This window comes from uncultured Thermosynechococcus sp. (assembly GCF_937958135.1).
In the GTDB taxonomy this organism is placed as follows: domain Bacteria; phylum Cyanobacteriota; class Cyanobacteriia; order Thermosynechococcales; family Thermosynechococcaceae; genus Thermosynechococcus.
Genome location: NZ_CALGOG010000016.1, coordinates 1 through 18,024, shown reverse-complemented (window position 1 = coordinate 18,024; position 18,024 = coordinate 1). Strand labels below are relative to the sequence as shown.

The window sequence follows — 18,024 nt, the reverse complement described above, 5'->3', positions numbered from 1 at the left end:
GATTAACTCCAGTAACGTGTCATCGCCCATACTGAGAATGGGGTGGGCGATCGCACACATTTCAGAGCCACACAGCGACGCCAAAGGAAACTGCTCCTCCTCCAAAAAGCGTACATAGGCATTCCCTAGGAGCCGAAAGCACTTCTGCTCATAGAAGGTGTGGTTCTCTTCAATCTGGCTAAACTGGTCAAACATCGTCTTGAAGGCAATATCTCCCATCACCGCACCGCTGAGGCGAAAAAAATAGGCTGGATAATTGGGCTTGCAACTGATATAGTGCTGAAGCAATTCACTGACCACGCCAATAATCTCGGCTTGTGCTCCGCGAAAGGCCACATAGGTTAGCAGATCCTCCAGTTGGTTCAGTCCCTCAAGTAGATAAGCTTGACTACGGCGCAAGAACTGCGCTGGATAGCCTCCCCCCTCCTTGAGAACAACACCAAGTTGGGCCATGTAGTGATACTGGCGACGGTAAATTTGCTGAGCCACGCTTTCTGGCTGAATGGACTTGAGGATATAGAAGATGTAGGGCAGTGCCGTCAAAATCGCCAAGGGTAATAGCCCATATAAATTTAAGAGGAGGCTGCCAACGGGCTGCCTTCCCAAGGTTTGCAAAATCTTGATGTAGAAGATATGGGCACCCCCCAACAGCAGACACCAAACGTAGATCAGGCTTGTCCAGTCCTGCATGTACAGTTCAGTAATCTTGGGAATATTTTGCGCCGCAATCGAAATGACGATAATTAATGTGCCTAAGGTCAGACCGATAACCGCTAGCCAGACCTCTGGGGCAAAACTGGTGTCAAAGGTACCGGCAATCAACCCAGTAATAAGGTTGGGGGTAGTCTGTTTAAGGTGAGTAAAGACAAGATTGGCACCGCAATCTAGTAGGGCAAGCGCAGCCAGACTCAGACCAAAAGCCACTGGCGATCGCGGTAGATGGGGAGTCATCAGCAACCAACGGTGGTATTTCTTCAGCATGAATCCCCTCCGTTTAGGTCAACGGCCTTCGCTCCCGACGATGGCATACAATGAGCAAATTTTCTATCCCCCCTTTCATCTTGCTTGGAATTCATGCTACTATAGTGTTCCTGACTTGGGCTTGTAGCTTAGTGGATTAGAGCGGCTGACTACGGATCAGCAGGTCGGGGGTTCGAGTCCCTCCAAGCCCGTTGAGTCAATTGACAAAAGTATTGCAAATTATTAATTCAAACAAAAAAGGGTGACCGTTGCCACCCTCTATCGAATTTTTATGGTTGCTCAGCCATTGCCGACCGGCTAGACCACCACGGTTTTCTGAGTCACTTGTTTGAGTTCACCTTTGGCATATTTGGCGGCATAGTCATCGAGGCTGAGTTGCTTAATTTTACTGGCGTTGCCGGCGGTACCAAATTGCTGATAGCGATCGGCACAGACTTTTTGCATATATTTAATGGACGGCTTCAAGAAGTGACGGGGGTCAAATTCCTTGGGTGCTAAGGCCAAGGCTTCACGTACCGCAGCGGTAATCGCTAGGCGGTTATCGGTGTCAATGTTGATTTTACGCACGCCACTCTTGATCCCCTTTTGGATTTCTTCTACAGGCACGCCATAGGTTTCGGGAATGGCACCACCGTACTGGTTAATAATGTCAATCAAGTCTTGGGGCACTGAGCTAGAACCGTGCATCACCAGGTGGGTGTTGGGCAGACGGCGGTGGATTTCTTCCACGCGGCTGATGGCAAGAATTTCACCGGTGGGTTTGCGGCTAAATTTATAGGCACCGTGGCTGGTGCCAATGGCCACCGCCAAGGCATCCACTTGGGTGCGCTCCACAAAATCCACGGCCTGATCCGGGTCGGTGAGCAGCATCGAGTGATCGAGGGCACCTTCAAACCCGTGGCCATCTTCGGCTTCCCCTTTACCGGTTTCCAAGGAGCCAAGGCAGCCCAGCTCGCCTTCTACGGAAACCCCAATGGAGTGCGCGACTTTCACTACTTCACTGGTGACGGCAACGTTGTATTCATAGCTGGCGGGGGTTTTGGCGTCGGCGAGGAGGGAGCCATCCATCATCACACTGGTAAAGCCGTTGCGAATAGCAGAGTAGCAGGTGGCAGGCTCGTTACCATGGTCTTGGTGCATGACAACGGGAATGTGGGGGTAGGTTTCCACCGCAGCCAAAATCAGGTGACGCAGGAAGTTTTCTCCGGCATATTTACGGGCACCCCGCGAGGCTTGCAAAATCACGGGACTGTCGGTTTCATGGGCTGCCTGCATGATGGCTTGGATTTGCTCCATGTTGTTGACGTTGAAGGCGGGAATGCCGTAACCATTTTCGGCTGCGTGATCCAGCAGCAAGCGCATGGGTACGAGTGCCATAGGGTGATGTCCTCCTTAGTAGAGCGGATGTATCGCTTCGTTGACCTTACCGATAATCTTAGGCTATGTTTGCTCGTTTATGTCACAGAGGAGCGATCGCCCCCTCATTGAGAATGCCAAGGCTTTCCCTAAAAATTAGAAAATCTCGCGCACAGGAACTTCAATGCCGTTGATGACAGGGACAGGAATTCCCCGCGAGACATGGAAATAGATCCAATCCTCCAAGAGTTCGCAGAGATGCTCACGACACTCAAGGACTGTTTTGCCTTTGCCACGCACACCCTCCAAGCCAGGGATTTCACCGTAGATGAGGCCATCCTCCCTATTGAAGTGATAGACAGCCCGCTCAAGCGCCGCATGCATATAGTCCGACAGCGACATCCCTAGGGGTGGCCTCCTGAAAGGTAGGCAGTAACAGCAGCGGCAGTTCGATTGCCATGGTCAACGCGATCGCCCAAGGCGACACCCTCAGCATAGTTACTACACAGGAAAAGGCCAGGGGTTTGACGCAGGGCATCGGTCACCTGCTGCCACTGCTCAGGGTAGCCCACCATGTATTGGGGAATCGCCCGCTGCCATACCTTCATACCAAGTAACCGTGCCTTGGCGGCAGGTAGCTCAAGGAGTCGGCTCAAATCCTGCTGAACCTGCTGGACAATGGCTTCTTCGCTCAGGCTGGCCAAATCAGGATCGGTGGCACCGCCAATAAAACTCGTAAAGACTTGCCAACCGGCGGGAGTACGTTGGGGAAAGAGACAGGACGACCAAATGGTGCCAAGGGTACGGATGCCCTGACTGCGAGGAATCAGTACCCCAAAGCCGGGGCGGACGCTGCGCCCTAGTCCAGCGGGATAGGCCAAGACCACACAGGCGACGGTGGGATAGGGAATGCTGGCCAAAACCTGGGCGATCGCCGGCCGAAAAGGTGCCACCAACGCTGCGCTTTGATAGGCGGGCGTTGCCAACACAACACTGCGGGCGTGCCATGTTTGCTCCCCACTGCGCAGCAAGTAGCCACCCTTAGGTTCTGGGGTGATCTCTTGAACGGGGGTTTCTAGATGAATCGGTGCCTTCAGGTGCTGGGCGATCGCCCGAGGCAGCGCGGCTAGGCCTTGCTTAAAGGAGCCAAGTTCCCCGGCGCGCATCTGCACATCCGCAAGGGGCTTTGGTTGAGGGGGCTGTTGACGCCGTAGGCGCAGGGCACCGGCAATGAGGCCACCGCCTAGTTTCTCCAGTTGAGCAATACGGCGAAACGCCGCAGCGACACTCAACTGTTGTGGATCACCCGCATAAACCCCAGAGACAAAGGGGGATACCAGCCGTTCAACCACCTCTTGCCCCAAATGGCGGCGGAAAAAGGAACTCACCGATTCGTCGCCGCTGCCTAGATAGGGGGGGACAAACCCTAACGCGCCAAGGGCGGCCCGCACTTTTCCCCAAGGGCTAAGAAGATTTGAGGTGACCAAGGCAAGGGGACGGGTGGGTTCTAGGGGGTAGAGTTGCCCCCGCCAGTAGATGTAGCGCGGTAGGTGGCGATCGCCCCGAATCAGCTCGGACTGTAAACCCACCTCAGCAATTAGTTGCAGTAAAGCAGGTGTAGGCGCAAAGCTATTGGGGCCTAATTCCCAGATAAAGCCCTCTGCTGCTTGCGTCGTGATATTGCCGCCAAGGCGATCGCTGGCCTCTAGGAGAACCAGGCTGTACTGAGGAGCGGTTTGCTGCAACCGCCAAGCAGTACTCAGGCCGCTGAGGCCACCCCCCACAATTGCGACATCTACCTCACTCACCCGTTTTGTTGCCCTCCAAAGGGGTTAGGATCGCTTAAACAACGAGTCGAGATAGACCCGTGCCGTGCGGCGATCGCATTCTCCATTTTGCAGCAAAAAGAGCGACAGTGCAGCCACAAAAACGCGATCCTGATCCCAGTCGGGATGCCGTTCGAGGTAGTATTTCAGGGTTTCATGTAGCTCCTCTGGAATCTCGGCCAGAATACTGATGGTGGCTTGAGCGTTCATACCGTGAGTTACCTCAATAAAACCAAGATAAAATCGCAGGGGCAATCCGCTCGCTCTCAGTGAACCTGTGGAAAACGCCGACAAAAGCCCTGACTCCATCCCCCAGCTTCAGTCTGGAAGCGGGATTGAAGCCTCTTTCACAGGGTTTCAGAGCAAGCAAATCTCTATCCGTGGAACTCCATTGTCCGGGTTGTCCTAGGGTCTGTCAATCCTTGTTTTCACCTATCTTGGCGATCGCAATCCACGACAGAATGAGCATTTCCAGACTTTTAGCGCGCCTCACGTTTTCCCCAACCCGCCACAGGCGGTTATCCCCAGAAATGGCTTGAAATGCCATCCCACCGTGAAGACCTGTGGAAAACTCCCCCTTAATCTGTGGAAAACCTTGGGAAAATTGAGGAATTTTTGGGGAAAGTTAGGGGAAAATTAAGATTCTATTAAGGTTTGCCTCGGAGAAAATAAAGAAGTAAAAAGTCAGGGATTCATGACTTTATTAAAGACGGGCTTCACGGGGCGGCCAGTCATCGTCCTCAGGGGCAGGATGCTCTGGATTCTCAATGGTTGACCCCTCTGGGGTAGCCTCATCTTCACTGTCGCTACTTTCGGGAATATTCCCTAGGAGACCGGCGGCAGAGGTGTGCGATTCAGGGGTCACCGTGGGTTCTGGAGCATCCACCGCTGTCTCAGGGAGCGTCACTGCTACGGTTTCAGGAGGGGCTTGTTCTTGCGAGCTGGCCACAGGGTCTTCCGAAGCCGTCGCCGTTGCCGGTTCTGGCTCCTCTGGGGTGCTGGCAGTTGGCGGCTGCGGTGCCTCAACACTAGGCTCCTCTGGGGCAGTCACTGGGGGTGATGTGGGTGTTTCGGTAACTCCTGCGGGAGGCAGGTTAGTCGGTGTGTCTGTTGGAGTAGCGGCGGTGGCGCCAGTCGTTGTTTCTTCAAGGGGTGTTGGTGTCGGTTCAGGTTCGGCAGCTTGTTCTGATCCTGTGGAAGGGGTAGATTGTTGAGCAGCGGTACCGGAGGTCGCTGTTTCCCCTGTCCACAGGTCTTCTTTGATGTTGCCGGTATCCATGGGCGGGGGTGGGGTATCCACGGGCAGCGGGGGGCGATCCGGCTGCTTCTGGAGGCGATCGCGCAGGGGAGCGATCAGACCTTGCAGTTGTTCACCGATTTTGGCAAGGGCACCTGCGGGCAGCAGAGACCGGACTTTTTGCCAAAGAGCTTGGGCTTTTTGGGTATCGGTGCGATCGCCGGGGTAAGTGAGTTGCCAGCGATAGCTGAGGGTCTGCCAACCAAACCAAAGAATTAGAGCTACGGCGGCTGTTGTTCCCAAAAGTAAGCCCCCGCCAAGGCGATCGCCATAGATCCACAGGGTCAAAGCAAAGAATAATCCCGCGCCACTGGCTATCAGATCAAACCTACGGTACAGCTCCGGTAGGAAGAACCCCAACAGATACAAACCTAAACTGGCGATCGCCATACTCCAAGCCAGTAAGTTCGTCAGCATTCCCAGTCCTCAGCAAGATAACAACACACCGACAAGGCGGTATCAACCTTCTACCTTACACCGCACTGAATTTGTCTCTGCTAGAGTTTATTCTTTGTCGAATCTCCCCATGTCCAAGCAGAACTATGGTCAAAGCATCAGGGAGAAACTGTTTGCGAGAAATTATTGGCTGAGGATGACATATTTGCCTTGGATCTGCCAGTATTAGCCCATAGGGAGGGAGGGCGACCTGCTATGATGAGCCTAGGAATTTATGCTTACTGGTATTCGTCTATTCATTGATATTAGTCTATTGATACTAGCTAATTAACTTTAAGGTACTTCTTTTGGGTGGAGCGAAGGAGTTGTTTGTGGCAAAGCGGCCAGTGATGGAGTTTAGCGAGCGTCCATTCCACTTCATTGGCATTGGTGGTATTGGTATGTCAGCCCTTGCCTATATTCTTGCCAAGCAGGGCTTTAAGGTCTCTGGGTCAGATTTGCACCCTAACCGTTTGACCGAGCAACTGGCTGAGTTAGGTGTGCAGATTTTTATTGGCCAGAGTGCCGCCAACCTTGAAAGCTATCCCTTTACCCCTCTTCCTCAAGTCATCTGCTCCACTGCCATTCGCAGCGATAACCCCGAATATCAAGCGGCTCAAGAGTTAGGCTGTCCCATTTTTCACCGTTCCGATGTGTTGGCTGCACTGATGCACCGCAGCCAAAGTATTGCCGTTGCTGGTACCCACGGCAAGACAACCACCAGCAGCATGATTGCCTATCTGCTGTTGCAGGCGGGGCTGGATCCAACAATTATTGTCGGCGGTGAAGTGGCGGCTTGGCAGGGCAACGCCCGTGTGGGTCAAGGTCCTTACCTTGTTGCTGAAGCGGATGAGTCCGATGGCTCCCTGCGCAAATTCCATCCCCATATTGGCGTCATTACTAATATCGAGCTTGACCACCCCGATCACTACCATTCTCTTGAAGAAGTAGTGGCCACGTTTCAGCAGTTTGCCAATCAGGCAGAGATTGTGATTGGCTGTGCCGACTGTCCGAATATCCGCGATCGCCTGCACCACCCGCGCCTGTTGACCTATAGCCTTCAGCGGCAAGCGGCGGTGGACTATTGTGTAGATCATATTCAATACACCTTTGAGGGCACGACGGCACGGGTTTGGGAGCGGGGCACCTCCCTTGGAATTCTGCAACTGAATGTCCTGGGAGCCCACAACCTGCAAAATGCCCTGGCGGTGATTGCAGTGGGACGTTATCTTGGCATTGACTTTGCCACCATTGCTGCTGCCCTTTTGGAGTTCCGCGGTGCCCGCCGCCGCTTTGAAGAACGCGGACAGGTGAATGGGATTCGCTTCATTGATGACTATGCGCACCACCCCAGCGAAATTAGGGCAACCCTAGAGGCAGCCCGTCTGCAAGCGGGTACTCAAGCCCCTTGGCAACGGATCGTAGCGGTGTTTCAACCCCATCGCTATAGCCGTACACAAACCTTTCTCGATGCCTTTGCCCGCTGCTTCACCGCGGCGGATCACGTGATCTTGACGGATATTTATGGTGCCGGCGAACCTAATCCCGGCACAATTAGTGGGGCCGATGTTGCCACCTATACCCGCCAGTATCATCCTTCCGTGGATTACTGTCCTACCCTTGAAGCGGTACAAAATCGCCTGGCACAGTTGCTGCAACCGGGAGATCTGGTTATCTTCCTGGGGGCTGGCAACCTCAATCAACTGATTCCGTCTGTCATGGCGGATCAAGCACAATTAAGTGTCTCTTCCCTTACCGAGGCGATCGCCCTATGACCTTGGCCTGCCTGCCACAAACCCAGTGCCCCCTGCAACGTCAAGTTTCCCTTGCGGAATTTACCACCCTCGGTGTGGGTGGCTCTGCCGAATGGTTAGTGGAACCCCGTACAGTTGCCGAATTGCAAGCGGCCTATACCTGGGCACAGGCACAGGAACTGCCGATTACCGTTTTGGGGGCAGGGTCTAATCTGTTGGTCAGCGATCGCGGGGTGCCGGGGCTAGTGATCTCCACCAAGCATCTACGCTATCTCAAAAGTGATTTAGAGACTGGACAGCTCACGGTAGGGGCGGGTTATCCCTTGCCTAGGTTGGCTCACCATGTGGCAAAACTGGGCTGGCACGGTCTGGAGTGGATGGTCGGCATCCCCGGCACCGTAGGCGGGGCAGTGGTGATGAATGCGGGTGCCCACGGTGGCTGTGCAGCGGAGCGGCTGGTGTCGGCAGTTATTTTAGAACCCGATGGCACGTTGGCAGTAGTGTCGGCACGGGAGTTGGGCTATGCCTACCGCACCTCCTGTCTTCAGGAGACGCAGCGCCTGGTACTGCAAGCTACATGGCAGTTGGAACCCGGCCATGATCCGGCGCAAGTCAAGGCAGCAACCCAAAAACACCTGAGCGATCGCCTGCGGACGCAGCCCTATGATTTCCCCAACTGTGGCAGTGTCTTTCGCAATCCCCCCGCGCAAACAGCGGGTTGGTTAATTGAGCAAACGGGTCTGAAGGGCTATCAGATTGGCCGTGCTCAAGTGTCTGAAAAACATGCCAACTTTATCCTCAACTGTGGCGGGGCAACGGCCATGGATGTCTATCGTTTGATCCGCCATGTGCAAAGGGCGGTGGCCGATCGCTGGTCGGTGTGGTTGCACCCAGAAGTCAAGCTGATTGGTGACTTTGCCTAGTTCCTATGGCCATTACCCTCTGCATGATTGTGCGCGACGAGGCGGAACGCTTGCCCCATTGCCTTGCCAGTGTGGCTGGTGTTGTGGATGAGGCGGTGATTGTGGATACAGGCTCCCAGGATGATACGGTGGCGATCGCCCGCGATTGGGGCGCGCGGGTCTATGAAGCTCCTTGGGAAGAGGATTTTGCTGCAGCTCGCAACATTGCCCTGAAATATGTCACGACGGAGTGGGTGCTGGTTCTTGATGCCGATGAAACCCTCACTCCCGCCTTTGCTGCTGCACTGCCTGAGATTTGCCAACAACCCCGGTGGCTTGTGGTGACACTCCTACGGCAGGAATTGGGTGTGGTGCCCCCCTACACCTATGTGTCTCGGCTCTTTCGTCACCATCCAGACCTCTTCTTTCAGCGTGCCTACCACGAAACAATTGATGACAGCGCTCTTGCCCTACAACAGCGGGAACCCCACTGGCAAATTGCGCAAGTGAATGGGGTTGCGATTGTCCACAGCGGCTATCTTGGCGCTCAGCGACAACAAAAACAGGAGCGCGCTGAACGGATCATGCGCCGCTATCTTGAGCAGCACCCTGAGGATGCCTACCTGTGGAGTAAACTTGCCGGTGTCTATCTGGCCAGAGGTGACCTGGAGCAGGCTCAGCAGTGTTTAGAACAGGGCTTAAGGGCCAAGACACTCCCCCCGGCGATCGCCCATGAACTCCACTATCAGCAGGGGAATCTCTATGCCGAACGCGGCGAGTGGCAAGCGGCAATTGCAGCCTATGAAACGGCTTTAGAAACACCCACCCCTGAGGTGATGCATCTTGCCACCTACCTGCGGCTAGCGGACGCCCAAAAGCAATTAAAACGCTGGGGCGATGCCCTTGCTACCTATGAGCGGGTACAACAGATTGATCCCACCTGCGCTCTGGCCTACCAAAATCAGGGGGCACTGCTGCTGCGCTTAGGGCAGATGAGGGCTGCCCTTGAGAAACTACATCACGCCATTAGCCTATGGCGAGATCAAGATCCTGCGGAAGCCCAGCGCCTCAGCCAAGAACTCCAAGCCATGGGCTTGCTCTCCCCTTAAGCCTGGCTTAGGCAGACCACTGGGCGGCGATCGGCATTCGCCAACCTGAACCAAAGGCGCGATCGGTAATTTTTAAGCCCGGCGCTGCCTGCTGGCGCTTGAATTCCGCCCGTTGAACTAGGCGGCGCACCCGCCGCACAAGATCGAGATCGTATCCCTGAGCAGCGATTTCTTGATCTGACTGGTGGCGATCGATCATCCGCGCCAAAATGCCATCGAGAATCTCGTAGGGCGGTAGGCTATCCTGATCGGTTTGGCCGGGCTTGAGTTCGGCGCTGGGGGCTTTGGTGAGAATATGGGGGGGAATCACGACGGAACCTGTAATCGTGAGATTGGGAATGGGATACCCCTGGGCGGCCTGCTGATTTAGCCAATGGCAGAGTTCATAGACACGGGTTTTGGGAACATCGGCAATGGCCGCTAGCCCGCCATTCATGTCGCCGTAGAGGGTGCAGTAGCCCACCGCCAGTTCAGATTTATTGCCTGTGGAAATCAGTAAGTGGCCAAACTTATTGGCGATCGCCATCAGGAGGGTGCCGCGAATGCGGGCTTGGATATTTTCCTCGGCAACGCCACTGGGAGTACCGGCAAAGAGCGGTGCCAAGACCTCACTGTAGGCTTGCATCAATGGCGCAATCGGTAAGACCTGCGTCGCAATGCCCAAATTGGCCGCTAAGTCCTTGGCATCAATAACCGAATGATCCGAACTATAGGGGGAGGGCATTAAAACCCCCAACACCTGTTGGTTGCCAAGGGCCGCGGTGGCAATGGCCGCCACTAACGCTGAATCAATCCCCCCACTGAGACCAATCACCACCCGTTGAAAGCCACACTTACGGGCATAGTCCCGCACTCCCAAAACCAAGGCTTGCCAAATTTCTTCGGTTTCACTGCTGGCCGGGGGGGCGATCGCCGTCGGTTGCAAATCTCCCCCTTCCCAGCGCAGGGGGAGGAGATCTTCTTGAAAGCCCTGAGCTTGACCAACGATGTGCCCCTGCCGATTCACCGCCAAGCTGCTGCCGTCAAAAATCAAGTCATCATTGCCCCCCACCTGATTGGCATAGATCAAGGGGCAGCCATATTGCTGAGCCGTATGTTCAATCAAGGCCCGCCGCAACTTAGGCTTTCCCACACAGTAGGGCGATGCCGAAAGATTCACAATCAGCTCTGCGCCTTGCGCCACCAATTCAGCAACGGGATTGCGTTGGTAGTACCGCTCTCCCCAAAACTGCTCATTGTTCCACAGGTCTTCACAGATAGTGACGCCAATTTTCACTTGCTCCGTGGCCGTGGTTAAAGTAAAGAGATTCTCGGTACTGCCGGGGGCAAAATAGCGGCATTCATCAAAGACATCATAGGTGGGCAACAACTGCTTGGCAAAGACCTGTTGCACCTGTCCCCCTTGAAGGAGTGCTGCGCCGTTGTAGAGCGGCTTTTCCCCCTTGACCCCCGCCGTGGGATTGGGGAGCACTGTGCCCACCAAAACAGCCACCTCCGGCGGCAGGACAGCGGCAAGGTGGTGCAGCTCCGCTTGCATAGCTTCCACAAAATAGCGGTTGAGCAGCAGATCTTTAGGGGGATAGCCACACAACGCTAGCTCAGAGGTAATGAGTAGATCCAGAGGGTGCTGGCTGCGGATCTGGTGGACTGCGGCGAGAAGGGCTTGGGCATTGGCCTTGAGACTGCCGACAGTGGGGTTAAGTTGCGCAATCCACAAATGCACAGCCATGGAGATTCCTCAAAAATTAAACAAAGACCAGGGGTTTATCCTTGAGGGGCGCAAAGGCCTCACGATTAAATCGGTAGAGCGTTGCCGGTCGACCCGCCCCGCGGATCACTTTTTGCTGCGTATCCTGCAAAATGCCGAGTTTCAGGAGGCGGGAGCGAAAATTGGAGTAGTCGGCAAAGTTGGCTCCCAAAACCGCACTATAGAACTGGTACAGATCATTGAGGGTGAAATACTCTGGCAGCACATCAAAGGCCACGGGACTATACTCCAGCTTATTGCAGAGGCGGCGATGTCCATAGGCCAAAATTTTGCTGTGATCAAAGGCCAGGTCGGGGCAGGCATTGAGGGCAAACCACTGCACCGGAGACTCCGCCGCTGCAATCAGTTCGGCATCGGCAAAACGCACCAAAGCAAAGTAGCTCACCGAGAGGTAGCGCCTAGGGATCTCGCGCAGCTCTCGGGGCGGTTCGTCAAAGGTGTACAGTTGCTCTAGGTAGAGGTTATTGACGCGAATTTTTTCCGCGAGGGTGCGATAGGCCGCCGCTTCGAGGGATTCCCCCTGCCGCACAAGGGTACCGGGGAGACTCCAATAGCCTGCAAAGGGAAACTGTTGTCGCTGTACCAAGAGCACAAGGAGGCGATTTTGATCCGTATCCACGGAGAAAATGACGTTGTCCACGCCGACGACAAATTCTGCCAGGGGCAAAGAGGAGGCGCTCATGGCTGGGAGTAGAGTCCTTGCTGCTGAATATACTGGGCGATCGCCGGCAGGAGTTGCTGTTCATCCCGCTGCTGCCGATAAGCGGTGGAGGAAACCGCTGGCCCGCGATAGTCGGCCAGTTCTACATGGGAACACAGCTGTTCCACGGCCTGCCAATCTGGGGGGTCAATAACCACACCGGGGCGCTGTAAGACTAGGAGATTGACCTGAGCAAGAAGTTTTTCGGCCTGATACCACTGGGGCAGCTTAGCGAGGACATCACTGCCCACCACCAGCGTGAGCGGCTCACCGGGCCACTGCTGCTTTGCCCGCTCGACGGAATGGAGGGTGTAGGGATAACTGAGTTCCGGACGATGTTCGATATTGGGGCGGTTGAGGCTGCGCACCAGGAGATTGAGCATGGCTTGGCGATAGGGCAAGGGGGTTTGCTGCCCTTTGAAGGGGTTATCGGCAGCCCACACTAGCACGCGGTCATAGCGATCGCTCAACCAGCACAAAATATCCCCATGGGCAGCGGTGGGGGGGTCGGCACTGGTTCCAAAAAGGGCAATGGTCATGGCCGCTGGCGTAACTGTTGAATCAAAGCTTCTAGGGCAGGGGAATAGATCACCGGCTGGGTCACCTCCAAGAGGGTTTCGGGCAATTCCGCTAGGCTGGCACGGTGGCGATCGCGAATTGTCTCCAAGGACTCCGGTGGATGGAGGGGGCGCCCTTCCTTCATCACCAGTTCCAAGAGGGGTCTGCCCCAAACATTTTCCTCGGTGGCAAGGGCAAGGCAATCACCACTGGGGCGGCGATAAATTTGCTTGCGTCCGGGTAAGGTCATTTTGCCCCTGGAGACCTTCATGACTGCCTGCCCATTGATCTCCACCAGCTTATAGACCCCATTGACAGGGTCGCCTGTAACCAGCTTGGTGCCAATGCCATAGACATCAATACAGGCACCGCCTGCCATTAAACGGCGGATTTCCCCTTCATCGAGGTCGCCACTGGCAATGATTTTGGCTTGAGGCAGAAGTTGGCGGATTTTCTGAGAAAGAGTCAGGAGATCCCCCGAATCAATGCGCACGGCTTTGACCACAATTTCCCCCGCCGCTTGGCGATCGGCAAGGGTGGCAACGGCAGCGAGGGTATCATAGGTATCCACCAAGAGTGCCCCCTCTGGATAGTAGTGCAAGAAGACCGTAAAGGCATCCTGTTCGCTGCCCCTTAGGGTGGCGATCGCCATCACGAGGGAATGGGCCATCGTGCCTGTAGGGGCAACCCCCAGTTGCTGCGCTGCCAAGACATTGGAGGTGGCTGTAAATCCAACGGCGAGAGCTGAGCGGGCTGCCCAGAGGGAAGCTTGAGGGCTAAAGGCGCGCCGTGTGCCAAATTCCAGTAGCCCAATCTGTTCGCCCACCAACTGTCGCAGCCGTGAAGCGCGGGTGGCCACAAGCGTTTGGTAGTTCACAATATTCAGCAGACAGGTTTCTAGCCACTGGGCTTGCCAGAGGGGAGCCTCAATCCGCAGCAGCGGTTCTTGGGCAAAGACAACCGTCCCCTCCGGCACGGCCCACACATCCCCTTGAAACCGACTCTGGCTCAACAGAGTCCAAAAGGCAGCGGGTGAGCGCTCAAACACCGCTAGACTTTTCAGGTAATCAATTTGCTCAGGCGTAAAGTGCACCTGCTGTAGGTATTCCAGTACCTGAGCCAAGCCCATGGCCACCAAATAGGTACACCCTCGGGGCAGTCGCCGCACACTCAGTTCAAAACTGGCAGGCGTCCACGCCAAATCTTCGCCCGCATAGGTGGCCGCCATTGTCAATTGGTAGAGATCCGTCAGCAAACTGTAGTCACTGGCGGCCAAGGTCAAACCTGTCATTGCTCTGGGATACCAAAGATATTTTATTTAGAGTAACTTTTACCATAATTGCTAAGGCGATGCCATTCTGCCCTATAGTCGGCCAAGGTGGTCAGCAGGGGAGCCGATCGCCAGCGTTCGACCCCAAAACCAAGGGCGCGACAGGGCTGCCAAGTTTCCAAAAGCTGAAAAATTGCCGTGCGGGCGATCGCCCCTTCTAGCGCCGAGGAAAAGACCAGCCGCTGCGGTTCTAAACCTTCACGCAACAGGACATTCAAGCGTTCTGGGGAGCCAAACAGCGCTGGCTTAATCACAAAGAGTCCCGGCCACCCCCACTCTAGCCAACGTTTCAACTCAGGTGCACTGACCACGCTCTCATCAAGGGCAATCGCTGTAGTTACCCTTCGGGCTAGGGTGAGGAGGGCGAGCTGCTGGTTCGGGGGTAGTGGTTGCTCCACATACTCAATTTTACCCGCCCCATAACGCTCCAGCCAGCCGAACCAGCCCTCAGCAGTTGCCAAATCCCAAGCACCATTGGCATCCAGACGCAATTGTGTGCCCTGGGGCAGGACTGCCAGTAACTCCCTGAGAATCCCCTGCTCAGCTTCTGGGGACATGACACCCACTTTCCACTTAAAGGTGGTTGCGCCCCGCTGCCAAGGCACCTGCCACTGAGTCAGGGCGGCACTACCACTGCCTAGAAGAGCACAGAGCGGCCAAGGGCGTACCCGATAGGGGAGCTGCCCCACACTCTGCCATGCGGTGGCAAAACCAAACTGGGCAGCGGGTAATGTTTCAGGCAGCGTGGCAATGATCTCGGCGGTCAGGTGGCGAGGCAACTGCTGACACAGGGCAATATCGGCACGGAGGGTTTCGCTGCCCCAGCCGGGGAGGGGGGCAATTTCCCCGTAGCCCACTTGGCCCTGGTCATTTTCTAGACGCAGGAGAATCCCACGGCGCGATCGCCAGCGCCCCTTTGCCGTTGCTAGGGGTTCCCGAAGGGGTTCCTCATAGAGCTGCCATTGCCAGCGCACCTCTGCCGCTCCCTAGACCCGTTCAAGGGTTGCCTCCAGTAACTGTTTGAGTCTATGGCTGTTGTAAATACCGCTGAGGAGGGCGTAGTGATTAGCACTTAGTTGCCAGTAGTGCTCAAAGCCGGTACAGCGGCTGGCATCCCCCAGCAGGATGAATTGTTGCACAATGGCATGGGGGGTAATCCACCCTTCCCCCTCCAGCCGGCCAAGGAGACTGTGGTGGAGCACATAGGTAAACATTTGCTCCCCTAGTTCCAACTTCCCCCGCGACTGCAAAATTAATTCTGGCTTCCCCTGGTCGGGAAACGTAATCTTGGCGGCCATTGAAAACCAGTCCTCTTGAGTGTAGGAGACAAGGATTTTTCCTGTCACCGGAATTGGCTCCTGATTGGCCTCTAACCATGTCCCCCTCAGTAGCCACCGTCCCCCATCCACGAGAAATGTGTGATTCACGTTCTGCATACCCCAATGGCTGTCCTGATTGTATCTTTCCCCGATTTGCAGAGGAAGAAAGCAGCAGGAATTGTTACCGACGTCCGCAGCCGTCGCGGGCGATCGCTATGATCAAAGAATGTCTTGGTTGCCTTTATCTCGGAATTGAGTAAATGCAGCGTCCTTGGCAGCTCTATCCTTCTGACCCTGCCCCTTTGGACTTCATCGAGGCAGTGAAGAGACGCCACCCCCCTGCGGGGGCCATCACCGCTCAGCTACTTTGGCAGCGGGGCTATCGTGATCTTGATCAACAAGTGCGAGTTTTTTTAGATTGGCGCTGCTACCGGTCAGCCTCCCCCCTAGAGTTTCCAGAAATGGCACTTGCCCTAGAGCGCTTGCAACAGGCCTTCGATCAACAGGAAAAGGTTGCCATCTGGGGAGACTTTGATACCGATGGGGTCACGGCTACCGCCGTCCTCTGGGAAGGGTTAAAACCCCTTTTGGGGGCGCAACTCGTGGACTTTTATATTCCCAATCGCCAGCAAGACTCCCACGGTCTTTCCTTCCATGGCTTGGAAACCCTTCACCAAAAAGGGGTCTCCCTGATCATTACCTGTGATACAGGCTGTACGAACAGGGCTGAAATTGCCTTTGCCCGTACCCTCGGCATAGAGGTCATTGTGACCGATCACCACACCCTTGAACCGACGCCCTTGGGGGCAGCGGCGCTCCTCAATCCTCGGCAGTTGCCTTGGGAGCATCCCCTACGTCATTTATCTGGGGTTGGCGTCGCCTACAAGTTTTTGGAAGCTGCCTATGCCAGATGGCCAGAGAAAACCCAAGGGTATGCCCTAGAGACTCTCCTAGATCTGGTGGCCATTGGCCTGATTGCCGATTTAGTTGAACTGAGGGGAGAGTGCCGCTATTTGGCTCAGCGCGGCTTAGAGCAACTGGAAAAGAGTCAGACCCTGCGCCCCGGCATTGCGGCACTTTTGCAACCTGCTGTCAGAAATACGGTGCGGCAGCGGGAGATTAGTTTTAGCCTTGCCCCCCGCCTCAACGCCGTCAGTCGTATCGAGGGGGATGTGCGACCTCTCGTTACCCTCTTGACTACCAAGGACAAGTGGGAAGCCCAACGCTTGGCACAGCGGATTGAACAAGTGAATAAAGAGCGGCGGCGACGCCAAAAGGAAATTGCCAAAATTGCCCATGCCAAAGTGGCGCAGTTAGATCTCTCCACATCGCGGGTGATTCTGCTCACGGATGACGGGTGGCCGCTAAGTCTCTTGGGGTTAGTCGCCAGTGAGCTTGTCAAAACCTATGGCCGACCCGCTATTCTGCTTCAAACCAATCCAGAAACGGGCATGGCGGCGGGTTCGGCGCGCTCTGATGGATTTTTGGATCTCTATGAGGCACTGCATAGCCAGCGGCATTTATTTGAAGCCTTTGGCGGACACCCCTATGCGGCGGGTCTTAAGTTGAAAATAGAGCACATTCCCCTGTTGGCAGCGGCCCTTAACCAATTTTTGGCCCAACAGGAGGGCACGGCCAGCGCCACGCCAAAACCGTTGAGAATTGACTTAGAAGTGACCTTGGATCAACTCAATGGGGAGTTACTCCGGGAACTGGAAGTGCTTGCCCCCTTTGACTCCACCCACCACCCGCCCCCGCAATTGCTGGTGCGCAATGTGGAACCGACTCAACTCACCAATAACTCCCTCACGGGTAGCCAGACCTCAAGAACCTACGTCTCTATGTGGCTCCGCGATCCCCAGGGACAGCACACCTTTCCTGCCAAGTGGTGGGATCATGAGGTGGGGGATTGCCCAAAGGGATGCTGTGATTTGGTAATTGAGCTAGAGCAGTGGCAGGATTCTCTCTCCGCAGTCATTAAAGACCTGCGACCCAGTGCCACCAATGTAATCCAACCTGCCTCTTTTCAGTTCCTTGTGGACTATCGCGATCGCCCCCCTGCGGCAAGCGTCAAGGGCCTGCGCGTCGAAACCTGCCCCAAGTCGCGGCAAAGCTGGCGCCAATGGATTCAGCGCGCCAGAAGGGAACAACAACCATTAATTTTGGCCTACTCTCTTCCCCCAGAACAGGATGCCCTAAAGGTGTGGCAGGAATTCTTAAGGCAGTGCCACCAAGCCAGTCAACAGGGAAAGCGTTTGCAGCGAGCGAAGCTCCAAAAAGACCTTGGCATTGAAGCAGCCACTTTGAACTATGCCCTTAGGGTGCTGGAGACACTAGGGGTTAAGGTTCTCTATACCGCAGAGGAAGTCTGGTGTAAGTGGCCACCACAGGTGAACTCCTCTGCCGATACAGCGATTGCCCTCGAAGCTTTCACAGCAGCGATCGCCGAGGAGAATTTCCGCCGTCGCTATTTTGCTACCGCCCCGCTGCAAGCTCTTCAGGAAGCACACTAACTTCAAATATATAGGCTACACCTCTTTTTAACAGGTTTTAACAGGGAACCTAAGGAACACACACGAGCCGACGCAGGAACACACTGACAATCAACACCAACCACAGAAGAGGAGCGATCGCTCCGCCTAGCACCTCAATCTGTAACCCACAACTTGCTTTGGTGCACCCCTGCAGC

Annotated in this window: 16 protein-coding genes, 1 tRNA gene and 1 pseudogene; 5 read left to right on the top strand and 13 right to left on the bottom strand. The window is 55.2% G+C overall.

Annotated elements, in window-relative coordinates; all coding sequences use genetic code 11:
* Nucleotides 1-981 (bottom strand): annotated as a pseudogene (locus Q0711_RS02375) (hypothetical protein); the annotation flags it as partial.
* A gap of 117 nt (nt 982-1,098) precedes the next feature.
* Between Q0711_RS02375 and Q0711_RS02370 the strand changes: the two are divergent.
* Nucleotides 1,099-1,172, top strand: a tRNA-Arg gene (locus Q0711_RS02370).
* Between the two features lie 106 nt (nt 1,173-1,278).
* Here the strand turns inward: Q0711_RS02370 and fba are convergent.
* From fba to Q0711_RS02340, 6 genes are all read right to left on the bottom strand, one after another.
* Nucleotides 1,279-2,358, bottom strand: coding sequence for a class II fructose-bisphosphate aldolase (fba, locus tag Q0711_RS02365; protein WP_298612897.1), 1,080 nt, complete (start codon nt 2,356-2,358; stop codon nt 1,279-1,281).
* 135 nt (nt 2,359-2,493) lie between these two features.
* The gene (locus Q0711_RS02360) at nt 2,494-2,739 is read right to left on the bottom strand and encodes a type II toxin-antitoxin system HicB family antitoxin (RefSeq protein WP_298612899.1); all 246 of its coding nucleotides are present in this window, start codon (nt 2,737-2,739) and stop codon (nt 2,494-2,496) included.
* A gap of 2 nt (nt 2,740-2,741) precedes the next feature.
* Nucleotides 2,742-4,145 (bottom strand): protoporphyrinogen oxidase, encoded by a 1,404-nt coding sequence (gene hemG, locus Q0711_RS02355; RefSeq protein ID WP_298977324.1) that lies wholly within the window; start codon nt 4,143-4,145, stop codon nt 2,742-2,744.
* 24 nt (nt 4,146-4,169) lie between these two features.
* The gene (locus Q0711_RS02350; RefSeq protein ID WP_011056228.1) at nt 4,170-4,373 is read right to left on the bottom strand and encodes a DUF2811 domain-containing protein; all 204 of its coding nucleotides are present in this window, start codon (nt 4,371-4,373) and stop codon (nt 4,170-4,172) included.
* 205 nt (nt 4,374-4,578) lie between these two features.
* A complete protein-coding gene (locus Q0711_RS02345; protein WP_298612905.1) occupies nt 4,579-4,710 on the bottom strand; it encodes a hypothetical protein in 132 nt (43 codons plus the stop codon).
* Between the two features lie 156 nt (nt 4,711-4,866).
* Nucleotides 4,867-5,877, bottom strand: coding sequence for a Ycf66 family protein (locus Q0711_RS02340; RefSeq protein ID WP_298612909.1), 1,011 nt, complete (start codon nt 5,875-5,877; stop codon nt 4,867-4,869).
* Between the two features lie 368 nt (nt 5,878-6,245).
* Between Q0711_RS02340 and murC the strand changes: the two genes are divergently transcribed.
* From murC to Q0711_RS02325, 3 genes are read left to right on the top strand one after another with little or no spacing between them, the layout of a single operon-like run.
* Entirely contained in the window at nt 6,246-7,670 is a 1,425-nt protein-coding gene (gene murC, locus Q0711_RS02335) for a UDP-N-acetylmuramate--L-alanine ligase (protein ID WP_366142739.1), read from the top strand.
* Nucleotides 7,667-8,572 carry a UDP-N-acetylmuramate dehydrogenase gene (gene murB / locus Q0711_RS02330; RefSeq protein ID WP_298977329.1) on the top strand — a complete coding sequence of 302 codons (906 nt, stop codon included), beginning with the start codon at nt 7,667-7,669 and terminating at the stop codon, nt 8,570-8,572. The genes murC and murB overlap by 4 nt, the downstream gene beginning before the upstream one ends.
* A 5-nt stretch (nt 8,573-8,577) precedes the next feature.
* Nucleotides 8,578-9,660, top strand: a complete 1,083-nt coding sequence (locus tag Q0711_RS02325; RefSeq protein ID WP_298612916.1) for a glycosyltransferase — start codon at nt 8,578-8,580, stop codon at nt 9,658-9,660.
* A gap of 7 nt (nt 9,661-9,667) precedes the next feature.
* Here the strand turns inward: Q0711_RS02325 and Q0711_RS02320 are convergent, their stop codons facing one another.
* Genes Q0711_RS02320 through Q0711_RS02295 form a run of 6 tightly spaced genes read right to left on the bottom strand, consistent with a single transcriptional unit; the run spans nt 9,668 to nt 15,452 of the window.
* Nucleotides 9,668-11,389 (bottom strand): NAD+ synthase, encoded by a 1,722-nt coding sequence (locus tag Q0711_RS02320; protein ID WP_298617835.1) that lies wholly within the window; start codon nt 11,387-11,389, stop codon nt 9,668-9,670.
* 16 nt (nt 11,390-11,405) lie between these two features.
* Nucleotides 11,406-12,110, bottom strand: a complete 705-nt coding sequence (locus Q0711_RS02315) for an NUDIX domain-containing protein (RefSeq protein ID WP_298612922.1) — start codon at nt 12,108-12,110, stop codon at nt 11,406-11,408.
* Nucleotides 12,107-12,667 carry a nicotinate-nucleotide adenylyltransferase gene (locus tag Q0711_RS02310; protein ID WP_298612927.1) on the bottom strand — a complete coding sequence of 187 codons (561 nt, stop codon included), beginning with the start codon at nt 12,665-12,667 and terminating at the stop codon, nt 12,107-12,109. Before Q0711_RS02310 ends, Q0711_RS02315 begins: the two co-directional genes overlap by 4 nt.
* The gene (locus Q0711_RS02305; RefSeq protein WP_298612930.1) at nt 12,664-13,977 is read right to left on the bottom strand and encodes a nicotinate phosphoribosyltransferase; all 1,314 of its coding nucleotides are present in this window, start codon (nt 13,975-13,977) and stop codon (nt 12,664-12,666) included. The genes Q0711_RS02310 and Q0711_RS02305 overlap by 4 nt, the downstream gene beginning before the upstream one ends.
* Nucleotides 13,978-14,000: 23 nt before the next feature.
* Nucleotides 14,001-14,990, bottom strand: coding sequence for an o-succinylbenzoate synthase (locus Q0711_RS02300; RefSeq protein WP_298977332.1), 990 nt, complete (start codon nt 14,988-14,990; stop codon nt 14,001-14,003).
* 12 nt (nt 14,991-15,002) lie between these two features.
* The gene (locus Q0711_RS02295) at nt 15,003-15,452 is read right to left on the bottom strand and encodes a hypothetical protein (RefSeq protein ID WP_298612936.1); all 450 of its coding nucleotides are present in this window, start codon (nt 15,450-15,452) and stop codon (nt 15,003-15,005) included.
* A gap of 143 nt (nt 15,453-15,595) precedes the next feature.
* Between Q0711_RS02295 and recJ the strand changes: the two genes are divergently transcribed.
* A complete protein-coding gene (gene recJ / locus Q0711_RS02290; RefSeq protein ID WP_299041465.1) occupies nt 15,596-17,848 on the top strand; it encodes a single-stranded-DNA-specific exonuclease RecJ in 2,253 nt (750 codons plus the stop codon).
* Nucleotides 17,849-18,024 lie beyond the last annotated feature (176 nt).